The sequence below is a fragment of the Bradyrhizobium sp. 31Argb genome (assembly GCF_043638955.1).
Classification (GTDB): domain Bacteria; phylum Pseudomonadota; class Alphaproteobacteria; order Rhizobiales; family Xanthobacteraceae; genus Bradyrhizobium.
Genome location: NZ_JBEGDB010000198.1, coordinates 1 through 15,285 on the forward strand (window position 1 = coordinate 1; position 15,285 = coordinate 15,285).

13 protein-coding genes and 1 pseudogene are annotated in these 15,285 nt (G+C 63.0%); 9 read left to right on the forward strand and 5 right to left on the reverse strand.

Annotated elements, in window-relative coordinates; all coding sequences use genetic code 11:
* Positions 1 to 682: 682 nt before the first annotated feature.
* Both AAFX91_RS29165 and AAFX91_RS29170 read left to right on the forward strand, forming a co-directional pair.
* Complete coding sequence (locus AAFX91_RS29165) at positions 683 to 1,492, forward strand: outer membrane protein (protein WP_282528412.1); 810 nt, start codon at positions 683 to 685, stop codon at positions 1,490 to 1,492.
* Between the two features lie 321 nt (positions 1,493 to 1,813).
* Positions 1,814 to 2,992, forward strand: a complete 1,179-nt coding sequence (locus tag AAFX91_RS29170) for a diguanylate cyclase (RefSeq protein WP_245476326.1) — start codon at positions 1,814 to 1,816, stop codon at positions 2,990 to 2,992.
* 108 nt (positions 2,993 to 3,100) lie between these two features.
* Here AAFX91_RS29170 and AAFX91_RS29175 read toward each other — a convergent pair whose 3' ends face one another.
* On the reverse strand, positions 3,101 to 3,898 hold the full coding sequence (locus AAFX91_RS29175; protein ID WP_130579767.1) for a MetQ/NlpA family ABC transporter substrate-binding protein: 798 nt from the start codon (positions 3,896 to 3,898) through the stop codon (positions 3,101 to 3,103).
* A gap of 62 nt (positions 3,899 to 3,960) precedes the next feature.
* On the opposite strand from AAFX91_RS29175, the gene AAFX91_RS29180 reads away from it, so the two are divergent.
* Both AAFX91_RS29180 and AAFX91_RS29185 read left to right on the forward strand, forming a co-directional pair.
* Positions 3,961 to 4,095, forward strand: coding sequence for a hypothetical protein (locus AAFX91_RS29180; RefSeq protein WP_394568939.1), 135 nt, complete (start codon positions 3,961 to 3,963; stop codon positions 4,093 to 4,095).
* 41 nt (positions 4,096 to 4,136) lie between these two features.
* Positions 4,137 to 5,540, forward strand: coding sequence for an LLM class flavin-dependent oxidoreductase (locus tag AAFX91_RS29185; RefSeq protein ID WP_394568940.1), 1,404 nt, complete (start codon positions 4,137 to 4,139; stop codon positions 5,538 to 5,540).
* Between the two features lie 42 nt (positions 5,541 to 5,582).
* On the opposite strand, the gene AAFX91_RS29190 is transcribed toward AAFX91_RS29185, so the two are convergent.
* Entirely contained in the window at positions 5,583 to 6,359 is a 777-nt protein-coding gene (locus AAFX91_RS29190) for a MetQ/NlpA family ABC transporter substrate-binding protein (RefSeq protein WP_130579765.1), read from the reverse strand.
* A 427-nt stretch (positions 6,360 to 6,786) separates the two neighbouring features.
* Between AAFX91_RS29190 and AAFX91_RS29195 the strand changes: the two are divergent.
* Positions 6,787 to 7,720, forward strand: a pseudogene (locus AAFX91_RS29195) (aliphatic sulfonate ABC transporter substrate-binding protein).
* A gap of 15 nt (positions 7,721 to 7,735) precedes the next feature.
* Here the strand turns inward: AAFX91_RS29195 and AAFX91_RS29200 are convergent.
* The 3 genes from AAFX91_RS29200 to AAFX91_RS29210 form a co-directional block, all read right to left on the reverse strand.
* On the reverse strand, positions 7,736 to 8,401 hold the full coding sequence (locus AAFX91_RS29200) for a methionine ABC transporter permease (RefSeq protein WP_130579764.1): 666 nt from the start codon (positions 8,399 to 8,401) through the stop codon (positions 7,736 to 7,738).
* Positions 8,391 to 9,512 (reverse strand): methionine ABC transporter ATP-binding protein, encoded by a 1,122-nt coding sequence (locus tag AAFX91_RS29205; protein WP_165421185.1) that lies wholly within the window; start codon positions 9,510 to 9,512, stop codon positions 8,391 to 8,393. Before AAFX91_RS29205 ends, AAFX91_RS29200 begins: the two co-directional genes overlap by 11 nt.
* A 174-nt stretch (positions 9,513 to 9,686) precedes the next feature.
* On the reverse strand, positions 9,687 to 10,781 hold the full coding sequence (locus AAFX91_RS29210; RefSeq protein WP_130579763.1) for an LLM class flavin-dependent oxidoreductase: 1,095 nt from the start codon (positions 10,779 to 10,781) through the stop codon (positions 9,687 to 9,689).
* A gap of 468 nt (positions 10,782 to 11,249) precedes the next feature.
* Here AAFX91_RS29210 and AAFX91_RS29215 point away from each other — a divergent pair, with 468 nt between their 5' ends.
* From AAFX91_RS29215 to AAFX91_RS29230, 4 genes are read left to right on the forward strand one after another with little or no spacing between them, the layout of a single operon-like run.
* Positions 11,250 to 12,005, forward strand: a complete 756-nt coding sequence (locus AAFX91_RS29215; RefSeq protein ID WP_130579773.1) for an ABC transporter permease subunit — start codon at positions 11,250 to 11,252, stop codon at positions 12,003 to 12,005.
* Positions 12,002 to 12,721 carry an ABC transporter ATP-binding protein gene (locus AAFX91_RS29220; RefSeq protein WP_394568941.1) on the forward strand — a complete coding sequence of 240 codons (720 nt, stop codon included), beginning with the start codon at positions 12,002 to 12,004 and terminating at the stop codon, positions 12,719 to 12,721. Before AAFX91_RS29215 ends, AAFX91_RS29220 begins: the two co-directional genes overlap by 4 nt.
* Before the next feature lie 25 nt (positions 12,722 to 12,746).
* Positions 12,747 to 13,751 carry an NrtA/SsuA/CpmA family ABC transporter substrate-binding protein gene (locus AAFX91_RS29225; protein ID WP_394568942.1) on the forward strand — a complete coding sequence of 335 codons (1,005 nt, stop codon included), beginning with the start codon at positions 12,747 to 12,749 and terminating at the stop codon, positions 13,749 to 13,751.
* Positions 13,752 to 13,782: 31 nt separating this feature from the next.
* On the forward strand, positions 13,783 to 15,015 hold the full coding sequence (locus tag AAFX91_RS29230) for an acyl-CoA dehydrogenase family protein (protein ID WP_130579760.1): 1,233 nt from the start codon (positions 13,783 to 13,785) through the stop codon (positions 15,013 to 15,015).
* Positions 15,016 to 15,285 lie beyond the last annotated feature (270 nt).

Consider the following 15,285-nt stretch of genomic DNA (forward strand, 5'->3'; position numbering starts at 1 on the left):
GTCACTTTGGCGTAGAGCTCACCAGGCCGCCGCCCAGCGCGCGCACTTCAAAACAAAAAGACAACTGTAATGCTAGGCAGAAATCATCATCGGGGCCGCGGGAAATGGCGCTCCTCGATCGCCTGATCCTGCCGAAAGTGCCGCCGAATCGCGTGACGTGAACGTCTTGAAAATCGGACCAGCGGAGGAATCCCGAAAACGGCCGATCGTCGAATCGCGTGATGTCGACACAACAGGTGAGCGCCTCCACCTTCTCATACCAGAGGGAAAACCTTCGATCGTCTTCGAGCGCTGGATCGAGATTATCGGAGTGGAAGCTTGCTTGATGCATTGTTCTTGGAATTGCACTTACACACGCATGCTACCGGGGCTGATCGACGCGGGCCATGAGTAACTCTGCCGCAGCGCGCCCTGAATCGCTCGCATGCCGCTTCGGGTTGTTGCGTAACGGCCACAGGGACGAACGGTTTAGCGGGAGCGCGCTCGGGCTCAAATCCAGTGCGGGCGAGAACAAGACCGTCGCTGCAACCCCTGCCATGTTGCGACACGGCTGCTGCGAGGAACTGCGTCGAGTTCGACCAGCGCGAGGTCACGACGCGCTCGCCCAGCCTTCACATGTCGCCGTCCCATGACGGCGATGCACTGGAAAACCCTTTCTCCAGGGAAATTTAGGGGCGTGGTAATGAAGACGTTTCTACTCGGCACTGTCTTTGGTCTTGGCTTGGCGGCGGGCCCGACCTTTGCCGCCGATCTGTCCTATCCGGTCAAGGCACCGCCCGTCGCGGCCGTCCCAGTGTTCTCCTGGACCGGCTTCTATATCGGCGCCAATGTCGGCTTTGGCGGCGACAAGTTCAACTATCCCTTCCAGGCATTCCAGCGGCAGCTTCAGGCGGAAGCGCCTGCGCTCGAGTCGAGCCTCGCCGGCAATGTCAGCCTGAACTCGAGCGGTTTCTTCGGCGGTGGCCAGATCGGCTACAATTATCAGTTCGCCAATAATGTGGTCGCCGGCATCGAAGCCGATTTCGAATGGTCGGGTATCGAGGGCAAGCTCGCGGGCGCCGCGCTCTTCACCGCTCCGGACGCTGTCGGCAACGCAAGCTTCGACATCGGATCCGAGATCGAATGGTTCGGCACCATTCGCGGCCGCCTCGGCTACACCTGGGACAGGGTCCTTCTCTACGCGACCGGCGGCGCGGCTTACGGCAAGGTCAAATCGCACGCGACCTTCAACGCAAATGGACTTGTTGGTCCGCTGCCAGCCGCGATCGCGGCCAGCGACACGCAATGGGGCTGGACCGCGGGCGCCGGTCTCGAATATGCCCTTACGCCGAACTGGTCCTTCAAGACGGAATATCTCTACGTGGACCTTGGCAGCCACACCGTGTTCAACAACACGGTTTCCGACGTCGCCAACGGCTTCTTCTCGAGCGCCAGCATGGACGTCAGCACCAAGCTTCACACGGTCAAGGCCGGCGTCAACTACAGATTCTGAACGAATCGAACATCTGCATGACTCGGGGAGCTGCGTATCGACGCCGCTCCCCGATTTCCTTAAGACTATCTTGACCACGTCACGGCCCCTCGCCGCTTCATCGCGCGCGAATCAGTTCCTTCCGAACTAGATCGGATCGCTGTCCTCTCCGGCTACCGATACCGGCCGGTACGGAAGCGCGCATGGCGTGCGGTAACCGACATCATCCATCACAACCGATTCAATCGATCGAATTGTAGTGAATTCGCCCTCGTTCCTTTAAGGTCGGGCGGATAGCTGGTCGTGCCGGGGAAAGGTCCGGAGTTGTGGTCCTTGTTCGATATGTTCACCGTCGGGCTGTTGGCCGAGGCCGCATGCGCGATCGGTTGCTTGATCATCTTGATCACATGGATGCGGGATCGCTCCACTAGGTCGTATTCCTGGTGGATCCTCGGGTTCCTGCTGTCCGGCCTTGGCGTCATCCTTGCGGCACAGCGCCAGACGCTGCCCCAGCTCTCGGCCATAGGCGTTCCCGGCTTTTTCGCCCTGTTCGGCGCGGGCGCGCTCTGGTGCGGCTTGCGCGTTTTCGACCAACGGCCGTTGCCCGCCTCGGCGCTGCTGCCGCCGTTGATCTGGGCAGTGGGTCTGCCGTTCGCGTACCCGAGCTACGCGCTTCGCCAGATCGACTACAATCTCGCGATCGGCACGATGACGCTCCTGATCGGCCTCGATCTCTGGCGCTCCTCTTCCCGGGAACTTTCGCCACGGCTCTGCATCGCGCTGATCTGCCTGTTTGAGACGGTGGTCAGTTACAGCCAGGCCATCGCCATCTTCGTCATGCGCGACGAAATCGGCCAGGGCCCGCTCCGGGGATGGCTCACCTTTGCGCCGTTCCAATCCGCCGTCGCGATGGTGGCGATCGTCGTCCTCGGCATTCTGATGATCGGCGAGCGTTCCGAGCGCCGGCTCCGCGATCTCGCGATGAAGGATCAGTTGACCGGCGTCCTCAATCGACGCGGCTTCTTCGAGGCCAGCGCAGCCCGCCTTGCCAAATTATCGGGAAAGTCGTGCGAGATCGCGATTGCCCTTTTTGACATCGATTACTTCAAGGCCATCAACGACAAGCATGGCCATCCTGCCGGAGACGAAGTCATCGCCGAGTTCGCGCGACGCGCCGCGCGCGCGATCCGCCAGGGCGATATCTTTGGCAGAATCGGCGGGGAAGAATTCGCGCTGCTGCTGCCGGACGCCACGATCAACGATGCAAGGCTCGTCGTCGATCGGGTCCGCGCCACGTTCAGCGATGCGCCGATCCTCCATGGCAACATTGAAATCATGGCCACCGCGAGTGCCGGGATATCGATCGCCCACGCTCGAGACATCGTCCTGGACCGGCTGATGTCGGCGGCCGATTCCGCCCTGTACGCGGCGAAGAAGGCGGGACGCAATCGGACCAGCATCCTGCACCCCGTGACGCCGACCGATCGCGACGCTGCGCCGATCGTCCGCAGCTCGTCCTAACCTGCCTAGAGCATTTTCGGTTCTGATGGAATCAGAACCGAAGCTCTAGGTTCTTGTTTTGACGCGTTTTCTTCACGCGAACCGGTGTCCACTTCGCTCGAAAACGCTCTAGCTGTTGAACCCGGCCGGGATGAAGGCCGGCAGCTTCTCCTCGATGAACTGCTTCACCTGCGGCGAGTTGAAGACCTGGATGAACGCCTTCAGGCGCGGATCGTCCTTCTTGTCGGCGCGCGCGGTGAAGCGCAGCACCAGGCCGTCATCGAGGGTGCGGTCGATGATCAGCGCCGATTTCGGATCGCCGCCGGCCGAGATCAGATAGGTGACGTTGACGAGCGCCAGCGTGACGTCATCGAGCGAACGGTAGGTCTGCGCGGGATCGAGTTCGACGATCTTCAAGTTCTTGGGATTTTCAATGATGTCGAATTTGCTCACCGCGAAACCTTTGCCCGGCGTCAGCTTGATCAGGCCGGCGCGTTCAAGCAGGATCAATCCGCGCGCGCCGTTCAAGGGCTCGTTGGGAATCGCGACGCTGTCACCGGACTTGATCTCGTCGAGGCTCTTGATCTTCTTCGAGAACAATCCGACCGGCGCGATCACGCCGACCTTGTCGACCTGAACGAGATTGAAGCCGCGCTGCTTGTTCTGCAGCGCCAGATAAGTCCCGTGCTGGAACAGGTTCGCGTCGACGTCGCCGCTGTTGACCACCTCGTTCAGCGCGACCCAGTCGCTGAGCTCGACAATCTTGACGTCCTGTCCCTTTTCCTTGGCGAGCCTGGCGGCATAGCCAGCCAACTGCCCAACCGGGCCGGCGCTGGTCGCGATCTTCAGCGGCTCGTCGGCAACCGCAGCGGTGGTCAGGGCAAGCAACAGGCCGGCTGCCTGCGCCATACGCATGAACGTCTTCATCTTGTCAGGTCCATCTCTTCTCGAAGGATCGTATGAGGCGGCCTCGCGAGCGCCGTCGACGAATGATGCTTGCCGATCTCTGCGCTGTCGAGGCGTCGGAGAAAATAGCGACGCGCGTGCTGCCGTTTTGCCCTGGCGCGGCGGTAATCTTTCATCCGGCGCCGCAAATTGAAAACAACGTCGTCCGGCTTGCGTGATAGCCTCCGCGAAACACGAACCCGTTGCCGAGGAACGGCTGATGACGAGACCGCGAGAACTTCGCTTCAACGCGTTCAACATGACCGCGCCAAGCCACAACTGGGCCGGCCTGTGGTCGCATCCGCGCGATGCGTCGATCGACTACAACACGCTTGATTATTGGGTCGACTATGCCAGAACCGCGGAGCGCGGCCTGCTCGACGGCATCTTCCTTGCCGACGTCTTTGGCATTTGCGACGTCTATGGCGGAAATCCGGATGCGGCGATCAGCCACGCCGTCCAGTTGCCCAACGCCGAGCCGACGCTGCTGGTCTCCGCGATGGCGCTGGTCACCAAGCATCTCGGCTTCGGCATCACGTCGAACCTGACATTCGAGCATCCCTATCAGTTCGCCCGCCGCTTCTCGACGCTCGATCATCTCACCAAAGGACGGATCGGCTGGAACATCGTGACCGGCTATCTCGACAGTGGCGCGCGCGGGATGGGCCTGCCCACCACTCGTGCCCATGACGAGCGCTACGATGCGGCGGAGGATTTTCTCGCTGCCGTCTACAAGCTCTGGGAAGGCAGTTGGGAGGACGACGCGGTCCGCCGCGACCGCGAAACGCGCGTGTTTACCGATCCGGCGAAGGTCCATCGTGTCAGGCACGAAGGCTCACATTATCGTGTCGATGGCATCCATCTCGCCGAACCGTCGCCGCAGCGCACGCCATTGTTGTATCAGGCGGGAACATCACGGCGCGGCCGCGCCTTCGCCGCGAGGCATGCGGAAGCGATCTTCCTCAACGGGCAGACCAGGCCGATCCTCGCGCGCGCCGTCCGCGAGATCAGGGAAGCCGCCAGGGAATTCGGGCGCGATCCCTATGACATCAGGCTGTTCGCCGGCGCCACCGTGATCGTGGCCCCGACGCGCGCCGAAGCCAAGGATCTGCTCGAGGATTATGCCAGCCATGTCGATCAGGCCGGGCAGCTCGCGCTGCTCTCAGGGTGGACCGGCATCGACTTCTCGACCTACCGACCCGAAGAGGCTGTGCAATATGTCGAGAGCAATGCGATCCAGTCGATGGTCGAGAATTTCACAGTGCGTAGCGAGCGGCCGGTGAGGATCGGAGACCTTGCCAGCTTGAGCCGCCTCGGCGCGCGCTCGCCCTTCGTGGTCGGCTCGCCGCAAGACGTTGCAGACGAACTGATCGCCTGGGCGGAAGAGACCGACGTGGACGGATTCAATCTGTTCCGTCTTGTCGTACCGGAATCGCTGAATGCGTTCGTCGATCTGGTAGTGCCAGAACTGCAATCCCGCGGCGTCTACAAGACCGCCTATCGCGACGGCACCTTGCGGGAGAAACTGTTTCCAGGACGGGGACCGCGCTTGCATGCGACCCACCCGGGTGCAGGCTTTCGCCGCCCCGCGACCGATGCCGTTCGATCCGACGCCGCCGAATAGTGCATCGACTGTTCGGCAGCGCGGATCGAACAGATCGGTTCGCTACCACGTGGCGAGGTAGGTGCCCTTGAAGCGCTTCTCGATGAACGCCCTCACCGGGTCCGAGTGATAGGCGTCGATGAGCTGCTTGACCCAGGGCTTGTCCTTGTCTTCCTCGCGCACGGCGATGATGTTGACCCACGGGCCGTCCGCCGCCTCATGCGCGATCGCATCGACCGCCGGATTGAGGCCGGCCTGCACCGCATAGTTGTTGTTGATCGAGACGAGGTCGACGTCCTGCAGCGAACGCGGGAGCTGCGCCGCATCGAGCTCAACGAAGCGTAATTTCTTGGGATTGTCGGTGATGTCGGCAATCGTCGAGGCGACATTGTTAGGGTCCTTCAGCTTGATCACGCCGTGAAGGGCGAGGATCATCAGCCCGCGCGCACCGTTCGATGGGTCGTTGGCGATCGCCACCCGCGCGCCCTCCGGCAGATCCGACAGCTTCTTGTATTTCAGCGAGTAGACACCCTGCGGCGAAGCGATGGTGTTGGCGACCTTCACGATCTTCCAGCCGGTCTTGGAGATCTGGTTCTTTAGATAGGGCTCATGCTGGAACGAGTTCGCTTCCAGATCCTTCAGCGCCAGCGCCTGATTGGGAATGACGTAATCGGTGAATTCGACGACCTTGATATCGAGGCCGCGTTCGGCGGCCACTTTCTTCACCACCTCGATGATCTCGGCGTGCGGCCCGGCGGTGACGCCAACCCGGATGGTCTCGGCCCTTGCGGCGCCGGCAAACAATGCGGCCGCCGCAACGATCGCGGTAAAGATTCGCATAAAGCTCTCCAAGTATCAGACAAATGGACTTGGCTGCCACTAGCGCCGATCATTCCGCGCTTCAACCGCCTGCGTGACAAAACGACGAAACGGCTGCGATCATTCAAACCCGGGAACAAAACATTCGCTCTGCGCTGCAGTGCGATACTTCTGTTCTCCGCAAGAACTGATCTTCGACAGCAGCGAATGACGCGGCATGGTGAAAGGGTGTCGCGCAAAACGTAGTTCTCATAATTGTCGCCTGCGGAGAATTTTGCACCACATCAGACGACTTCTCCGTAATTGCCACCGGCACGCGATTGATCACAAATGAGGCTCCGGAATTCATCCGCATTTTTTGGAAGCCACAGATATGCTGTTTTTGCCTCGCCAGCGCCCGAAAGTTCCAGCCGCCTCCCGGATCAAACCCGTCACGCGCCGGCTTACCATGGGCGCGCTTGGCCTGCTGGCGATGGTCTCGCTGGCGCGCCCTGCGATCTCGGAGGAAATCCGGATCGGCTACCAGAAGTCCTCGACGCTCACCGCGATCCTCAAGACCAATGGCGAACTGGAGAAAGCGCTCGCGCCGCTCGGCATCACTGTGTCGTGGCACGAATTCACCAGCGGGTTGCCGCTGCTCGAGGCCATCAATGTCGGCAGCGTCGATTTCGGCGCCGACGTCGCAGACACCGTGCCGATCTTTGCACAGGCCGCGGGCGCCAAGCTTGCCTATGTCGCTGAAGAAGCGGCATCGCCGTCTGCGCAGGCGATCCTGGTTCCGAAGGAATCGCCCATCAAAACGGTAGCCGACCTGAGGGGCAAGAAGGTTGCGGTGACAAAAGGCGCGGGCAGCCATTTCCTGTTGCTTGCCGCGCTCGCCAAGTCCGGCCTCACCTTCAAGGATATCACGCCCGCCTACCTGACGCCGGCCGACGGCCGCGCCGCCTTCGTCAGCAACAATGTCGACGCCTGGGTGGCCTGGGATCCTTTCCTCACCAGCGCAAGCCGACAGTCCGGCGCGCGCGTGCTCTCCGACGGCAGCAACGGCCTTGCCAGCTATAAGCGCTATTATGTCGCCTCGGCCGCGTTCGCCGATCGCCGCGGCGACGCGCTCAACGTGATCTTCACCAAGCTTGCCGAGACTGGCGCGTGGGTCAAAGCCCGCCCTAAGGACGCCGCCACCATTCTCGCCAGCCTCTGGGGCATCGATGCCGCCGCGGTGGAAGAAGCCAACAGCCACCGCTCCTACAAAGGTCGGCGCGGTCACGGTCGCCCGCCTGTCGGAGCAGCAGCGCATCGCGGATGCGTTCGTCGCCGAAGGCTTGATCCCGAAGAAGGTCGATACCACCGACGTCAAGATCTGGGCGCCGAAGGGGTCGTAACCAAATCCCGCGGCTTCAGCGATGGCGCAGCCGGCGGTTGACCCGGCGCGCCAGATAGTCGCCGGCGGTCTGCACCGTCTGCACTAGCACGATCAGGACCACCACCACGGCCAGCATCATGCCCGGCATGAAGCGCTGATAGCCGTAGCGGATGCCGAGATCACCCAGTCCGCCGCCGCCGACAGCGCCGACCATCGCCGAATAGCCGAGCAGGCTGACCACCGCGAGCGTCAGCGACAGCACGAGCCCCGGCAGCGCCTCGGGGATCAGGACCTTGAGCACGACTTGCAGCGGGGTGGCGCCGAACGACGACGCCGTTTCGATCAAGCCGGCATCGACCTCGCGGATCGCGCCCTCGACGAGGCGCGCGATGAAAGGCGTCGAGGCGATGGTGAGCGGAACGATCGCCGCCCCCGAGCCGATCGATGTGCCCGCGACGAGTCGCGTGAACGGGATGATCGCGACGACGAGGATGATGAAGGGCGTGGAGCGCGTCGCATTGACGATCATGCCAAGGATCGCATTCGCGGCCGGTGCGGCGAACAATTCACCCTTGCGGCTGGTCGCAAGGAAGACGCCGATCGGCAGGCCGAACAACGTGCCGAGCGAGGCCGAAACCGCGACCATGAACAGGCTTTCGCCGGTCGCCTGGATGATGAGATTGATGAGTTCAGGCGACATAGCCGAGACGCTCCGCGGAAAACCGATGTTGGACAAGGAAGGACAGCACGCGCGCAACCACGGCCTCGTCGCCAGGCACGCCAAGCGTCAGTGACCCGACCTGCTGGCCGCCGATTTCGTCGATCCGCGCCGACAACATCGCCGCATCGATCGCCAGCTCGCGTGACAGCCGTGCCACCAGCCGGTCGCCGCCATCGCCGCGAACGAGCACGCGGATCACGGCCTGCCCACCTGGCACAGGTTGCTGCTGCAGCCGGCTCGACAGGGAAACCGGAACCGCATCGCCGAGGACCTCGGAGAGGAAGCTCTGGGTGATAGCATGTTGCGGATGGGTGAAGATGTCGGCGACATGGCCGCGCTCGACGACGTGCCCGGCATCGAGCACGATCACCTCCTTGGCGAGCTGCCGTACGACCGACATCTCGTGGGTGATGAGGATGATGGTCACGCCAAGCTCGCGGTTGATATTGGCGAGCAGGTCGAGAATCGAGCGCGTCGTCTGCGGATCGAGCGCCGAGGTCGCCTCATCAGACAGCAGCACGTTCGGCCGCGTCGCCAGCGCACGCGCGATGCCGATCCGTTGCTTCTGGCCGCCGGAGAGCTCCGACGGATAGCGGTTGCGCTTGTCGGCGATATCGACGAGGTCGAGCAGCTCCGAGACGCGCGCGGCGATCTCGGCTCTTGACCAGCCGGCAATTTCAAGCGGCAAGGCGATATTGTCCGCCGCCGTCCGCGACGACAGCAGGTTGAAGTGCTGGAAGATCATGCCGATCGAGCGTTGCGCCAGCCGCACCGCGCGGCCGGAAAGCGCCGAGATGTCGCTGTTATCGACGATCACGCGGCCGGTCGTCGGTTTCTCCAGCCCATTGATCAGCCGGACCAGGCTTGATTTGCCCGCGCCGGAGCGGCCGATGACACCGGTGATGGCGCCTCGGGGAATTGCGAAGTCGATGGCCTGCAGCGCCTTGACGCTCGGCTTGCCGCGATAGGCGGGATAGGTCTTCGAGACGGCCTCGAACCGCACCATCGCGTCTTCGGCGACGACATCGGACGCGATCGGCGGAAATGCCTCCGGCGGTCGTGAGGCCGCGAGAGATTGATGCACATTCATTGTTGGATTTCCGGTCTTTCGGCTGCGCGCTGCACCGCACAATTACGCGAGCCGGTGCCGCTGGCAATTCCAGATATCGGCGGAGACGTAGGCTAAGCTTTCGTCGCTCGCCTCCGCGAGAGAAAATTCCTTCCAGCCGAACAAGCACGCCCGTTTTTTGGCACCGACCGATCGCTATCGTGAACCTGCCAACAATGACGTTCCGTCGGCCGCCGACGCGGGCTGCGCCTGCCGCACGCGCGGGATGATCTCGTTCGCAAAACGCTCCATCTCCGCCTCGAACGGCTGGAATTGCAGCATGAACAGCTCGATGCCTGCCGCGTGGAATGCAAGGATGCGCGAGGCCACTTCGTCATAGCTGCCGACAAGGCCCGCGGCCGTGCCGCCATTGCTGCCGACCCGCGCGGTCTTCTGCATTGTCTGCATCATCACGACCTTCGGATCGGTGTTCTGCTTCTGGATCGCCCGCATCGGAGCATCCTTGGCGGCGAGGTCCAACAGCCGCCGGTACGCAGCCTGGGCCTCTTCGTTGGTCTGCCGCGCGATCACGAACGCCGAGAGGCCGAAGCGCAACGGCGCCGATGCCCGCGGCCGCGCCGCGACGTCGGCAATCAGCGCCGCGACATCCGCCAGCGGCTGGCCGTTGATGAACCAGACGTCGCCGTGATCGGCGACCAGCGCCCGCGCCGGCTCGGATTCGCCGCCGACATAAATCAGCGGCCGTTGGCGGTAGAGATCGGCGGGCCGGAGCGCGTAATCGCGCACGTCGAAATGCTCCCCTTTGTAAGTCAGGCGTTCGCCCTGCATCAGGCGCGACACCACGCTGATCCATTCGCGGCCATAGGCATAGCGCGCGTCATGCTCCGCAAAGCCGATGCCCGCCTTTTCGAGCTCGGGCTTGTTCCAGGCATTGACGAGATTGATCGCGAAGCGGCCGCGGCTGATGTTCTCGATTCCAAGCGCCATCTTCGCCAGCACCACCGGGTGATAGAGATACGGCTTGATGGCGGCGATGACCTCGATCCGGCTCGTCAGGGCCGCAAGCGCCGCTGTCGCGCTCCACGCTTCCAACTGATCGAGATCCTCCTGATGCGGATTGATGGTGTGCTGCGCGACCAGCGTGGAGTCATAACCGAGCCGCTCCGCCGCCAGCACCAGATCGCGGTTGCGCTCCCACGACGCATCATAGGGTTCTTGGGGATCCTGATGCGCGGCGCGCGGTCCATGGACCAGCGCCCAGATGCCGAAACGAAGTGGCCGTGCCGTCATTTTGATTTCTCTATTCTGATTTCGTTCCAAGCGGGCGCGTGATCTCGCGGCGAAAGCGCCGCTGTTGTCGCCAAAGCACGAAGAGAGATCAAGCGCAGAACGCGTTGAAAGATATTCTTTGCCGTCTCACGCGCGCAAAGAAATCAGAAAACTCTCCACCGCCAGACAATTGGAAAACCGCTCTATTTCTGTCCGGTCAAATTCGTGGGACATTTTGCGATGCATGAAAGGCTACGCACTCGTGATCGGCGGCACGCCGCCAATTGAGTGAATGCGCTGATGCCTGTCGCGCGTGGCATCCCGATGTCGCTTCATCTGCGCGCGCATCATGCAGCACGTTGAAACGAGGACGACGTCATCTTGAGCAACCTGGAACAAACCGTCTCCCCGGTCGAATTTGAAGACCTTAAGCGCAAAGACGGCGCGGCGGCACTCCCGCGCAAACCATTCGAGCTCGGCCGCCGGGGGCTGCAACTGCTCTCCTGGCTGGCACCGGTGACGCTGCTCATCGTTTGGGAGGTGCTGGCGCAGGCCGGATGGCTGTCGCCGCACGTGTTGCCGGCGCCAAGCAAGGTCGTCAGGACGGCGTTCAAGCTTGTGACCACCGGAAGCCTGCTCAACGATCTCGGCATCAGCCTGCTGCGTGCTGTGGCCGGCTTTGCGATCGGCGGCGGCATCGGCTTTGCGCTTGGCACGCTGGTCGGCTTTTCGCGCATCGCGGAGGCCGCGATCGACCGCAGCGTGCAGATGATCCGCGCGATCCCGTTCCTGGCGGCGCTGCCGCTGGTGATCGTCTGGCTCGGCGTCGGCGAAGCCGAGAAGATCTTCCTGGTCGCGCTTGGCGTCACCTTTCCGATCTACATCAACACCACATTGGGGATCCGCCAGGTCGATCCGAAACTGATCGAGCTCGGACGCATCCAGGGCCTTGGCACGCTTGAATTGATCCGGCGGATCATTTTGCCGGGCGCCCTGCCCTCGATCCTGACCGGCGTCCGCTACGCGCTCGCGACCGCATGGCTTGCCTTGGTGGTGGCCGAGACCATCGGCGCGCAGTCCGGCATCGGCTTCCTCGCGATGGATGCCCGCGAGTTCCTGCGCACCGACGTGATCGTACTGACCATCGTGATCTATGCGCTGATCGGGGTCGCGGCGGATGCGATCGCGCGCTTGCTCGAGCGGCGCCTGCTCGCCTGGCACCCGAATTATGGAGGCGCGCGGTGACCCTTCATGTCGTGCCCTCCTCTGTTGCCTCACCAGCGGTGGTGGTGACCAATCTGCGCCGTGCCTATGGCAGCCGCATCGTGATCGATAAGCTCAATCTGCGCATCGAGCGCGGCGAGTTCGTGGCCCTGCTCGGCGAAAGCGGTTGCGGCAAGACCACGCTGCTGCGCGCGTTGGCGGGGCTCGATCCGATCGATGGCGGCCGCATCGTCGCGCCGCGACGTCCGGCGGTCGTGTTCCAGGAGCATCGTCTGCTGCCGTGGGACAGTCTTTGGCGCAACGTGTCGCTCGGACTGCAGGTCAAGGATCCACGCCAACGCGCCGCAGCGGCACTAGCCGAGGAGGGGCTCGGCGACCGCCTCGATGACTGGCCGCGCAATCTTTCCGGCGGGCAGGCCCAGCGCGTCGCACTGGCGCGCGCCCTGGTGCAGCAGCCGGAGTTATTGCTGCTCGACGAACCCTTTGCCGCGCTCGATGCGCTGACCCGCATCCGCATGCACGATCTCGTCCGCGAACTGGTCGCGAGCCATCGGCCGGGCGTCCTGCTCGTGACACACGACGTGGACGAAGCGATTACGCTCGCCGACCGCATCCTGGTGATGCGCGAGGGACGGATTGCGTTCGAGCATCCAACCAAAGGCGACGGCGCAAGCCGGATTGCCCGTGCCGAGCTGCTCACAGAGCTTGGCGTCGTTGCGTCTCACCAAACCGCTTGAGCTTTTTCGGAAGGATCATTCATCCATGTCTGACTTCTCGTTTGCAAAGCCGTCCCGCCGCCATTTCCTCGGCTCTGCCGCCGCAGGCCTCGGCGCGCTTGGCGGCCTCGGCTTGCCCAAGACCGCACGATCAGCGACCGGCCGCACCACCGACACGGTCCGCCTGACCTGGGGCCTGAGCGGCCTCAATCTGATAGCGAAGGAACGCGGCGAGTTCGAAAAGCTCCTGGCCAAGGACGGCATCAAGGTCGAATGGCTCGGGCCGTTCCCGAACCATGCGCCGACGCTGCAGGCGGTGACCGGCGGCAGCGCCGACTTCAGCTTCGGCGGCAGCACTACGCCCGCGCTGGCCGCGATCATCGCCGGCTCGCCGCTGGTGTTCGCGCAATTCGTCGTCTACGAGCCGCGCACCACTGCGATCATCGCCAAGGACGATTCCGGCATTAGCAAGATCGAAGATCTCGTCGGCAAGTCGGTCGCGGTGAACCGTTCGGGCCTCGGCGAATTCCTGCTGGTCGCGGCACTGGAGAAGCACAAGGTCGATCGCTCCGCGGTGAAGTTCGTCTATCTCAATCCACCCGATGCGGCGCCGGCGCTCGCCTCCGGCAAGGTCGATGCATGGTCAATGTGGAGCCCCGGCGTCGACATCGCCCGCCTCGAATACAAGGCGCACGACATCTTCCTCGAGGGTCGCGACCTCGATTTCCAGATCGATTACACTTCCTACCTCACCACCCGCAAATTCGCGACCGACAATCCAGGGCTGGTCCGCGCCGTCAACGACGCCTTCCGCGCCGAGGGCAAATGGATTTCCGAAAACAGCAAGGACGCCGAATACATCGCGCAGAAAGCCGGCAAGTACACCGACCAGGTGCGCGACCAGTTTATCGCGCTGAACCGGCAGTATCGCTATTTCCCGGTCAATGACGAAAAGTTCCTCGCCGACCTGCAGCGCGCCGCCGACTGGCTGGTGGCACGCAAAGTCTTGCCCGAGCCGGTCAAGATCACCGATCACCTGGCTCAGCTCTGAACGATCACTTCAACTCCATTCAGGTCAAACGATGAACAAGCCTGTATCCGCGCATTCGCTTGGGTCTCCGCACCGTCTCGATCCGCGCTCCCCGGATCTTGAGGCGCTATTGAAGCATATTGCGGAAGGCGCGAGCGAACGCGAGCGCGACCGGGTCCTTCCGTTCCAGGAGATCGACCTGATCCGCAAGGTGCGGCTCGGCGCACTGCGGCTGCCGACGCCGGCCGGCGGCGCCGGTGGCACGATCCGCGAATTGTTCGAGGTCGTGATCCGCCTTAGCGAGGCCGACGCCAATGTTGCGCATATCCTGCGCAACCATTTCAGCGTGGTCGAGCTCCTGGTGCGCCACCCTAAGGACGAGCAGAGCCGGATATGGCAGAAGGCGGTTGCCGAAGGCGCCATCATCGGACTTGCAACCACCGAGCTCGAGAGCCCTAAGGTCGGCGACATCACGCCTAACACGACGCTGACGCCGGATGAGAACGGCGACTTCCTGTTGAACGGCACGAAATATTACAGCACCGGCACGCTGTATTCGGACTACGTGCTGGTGCGCGCCGCCGATCCGTCGGGGGCGATCGGCGCGACGATCATCCCGGTGAAGCGGGAAGGCGTTGAGCTGATTGACGATTGGGACGGTCTCGGCCAGCGGCTGACGGCAACCGGCACGACCCATTTCCGCAATGTGACGGTCAAGCGGCAGGAGGTCGTGTTCGATGCGCCTGACATCGGCTATGGCGTTCCCTATTCGAACACGTTCGCGCAACTGTTCCTGACCGCGATCGTCGCCGGCATCGCACGCGCCAGCCTGCGTGACGCCGCAGCTCTTGTCCGCTCCCGCAAGCGGACCTTCTACTACGCGCCGAGCCAGACCCCGACCGACGATCCGCTGCTGCAGCAGACCGTCGGCCAGATCGCAAGCGGCGCCTTCGCTGCCGAGACCGTGGTGCTGGCGGCGGCTGAAGCGCTTGACGTCGCGACCGATGCGTTCGACGCGGGCGCCGCCGACGCAGTCGAGGCGGCGCACAAGGCTGCGCTGCTGTCGGCAAAGGCCAAGATCGTGGCGGATGAATTCGCGATCCGCGCCGGCAGCCTGTTGTTCGACGTCGGCGGCGCCTCCGCCACCAAGAAGGTCACCAACTTCGACCGCCACTGGCGCAACGCTCGGACCCTGTCCTCACACAACCCCACCAACTTCAAGGCGCGCTCGATCGGGCAATACGAGATCAGCGGCACACCGCTGCCGGCCAAGGGCTTCTTCTAGGGGACGATCCGGAAAACCCCACCCGGGCTGCCGTGCTGACGCCGCCGCGTTGCCGGCCACTGCGACCTTCGCACCAGAGCGACCAACCGCCGGAGGCGCCGACGCAGTCGACGCGCTACCGGCGAAGGTTCTTCAACCCTTCGAAGCGATGCCGGGCGGCCATATGCAAGTTCGAGCAGCATGAGCATTTCGAGGCTAGGCCGTGTGGACTCTTGGGATTCTCAAATCAGATTGAACGTGATTCAAGGCTTTCTTTTAGGAGGAAGCCTT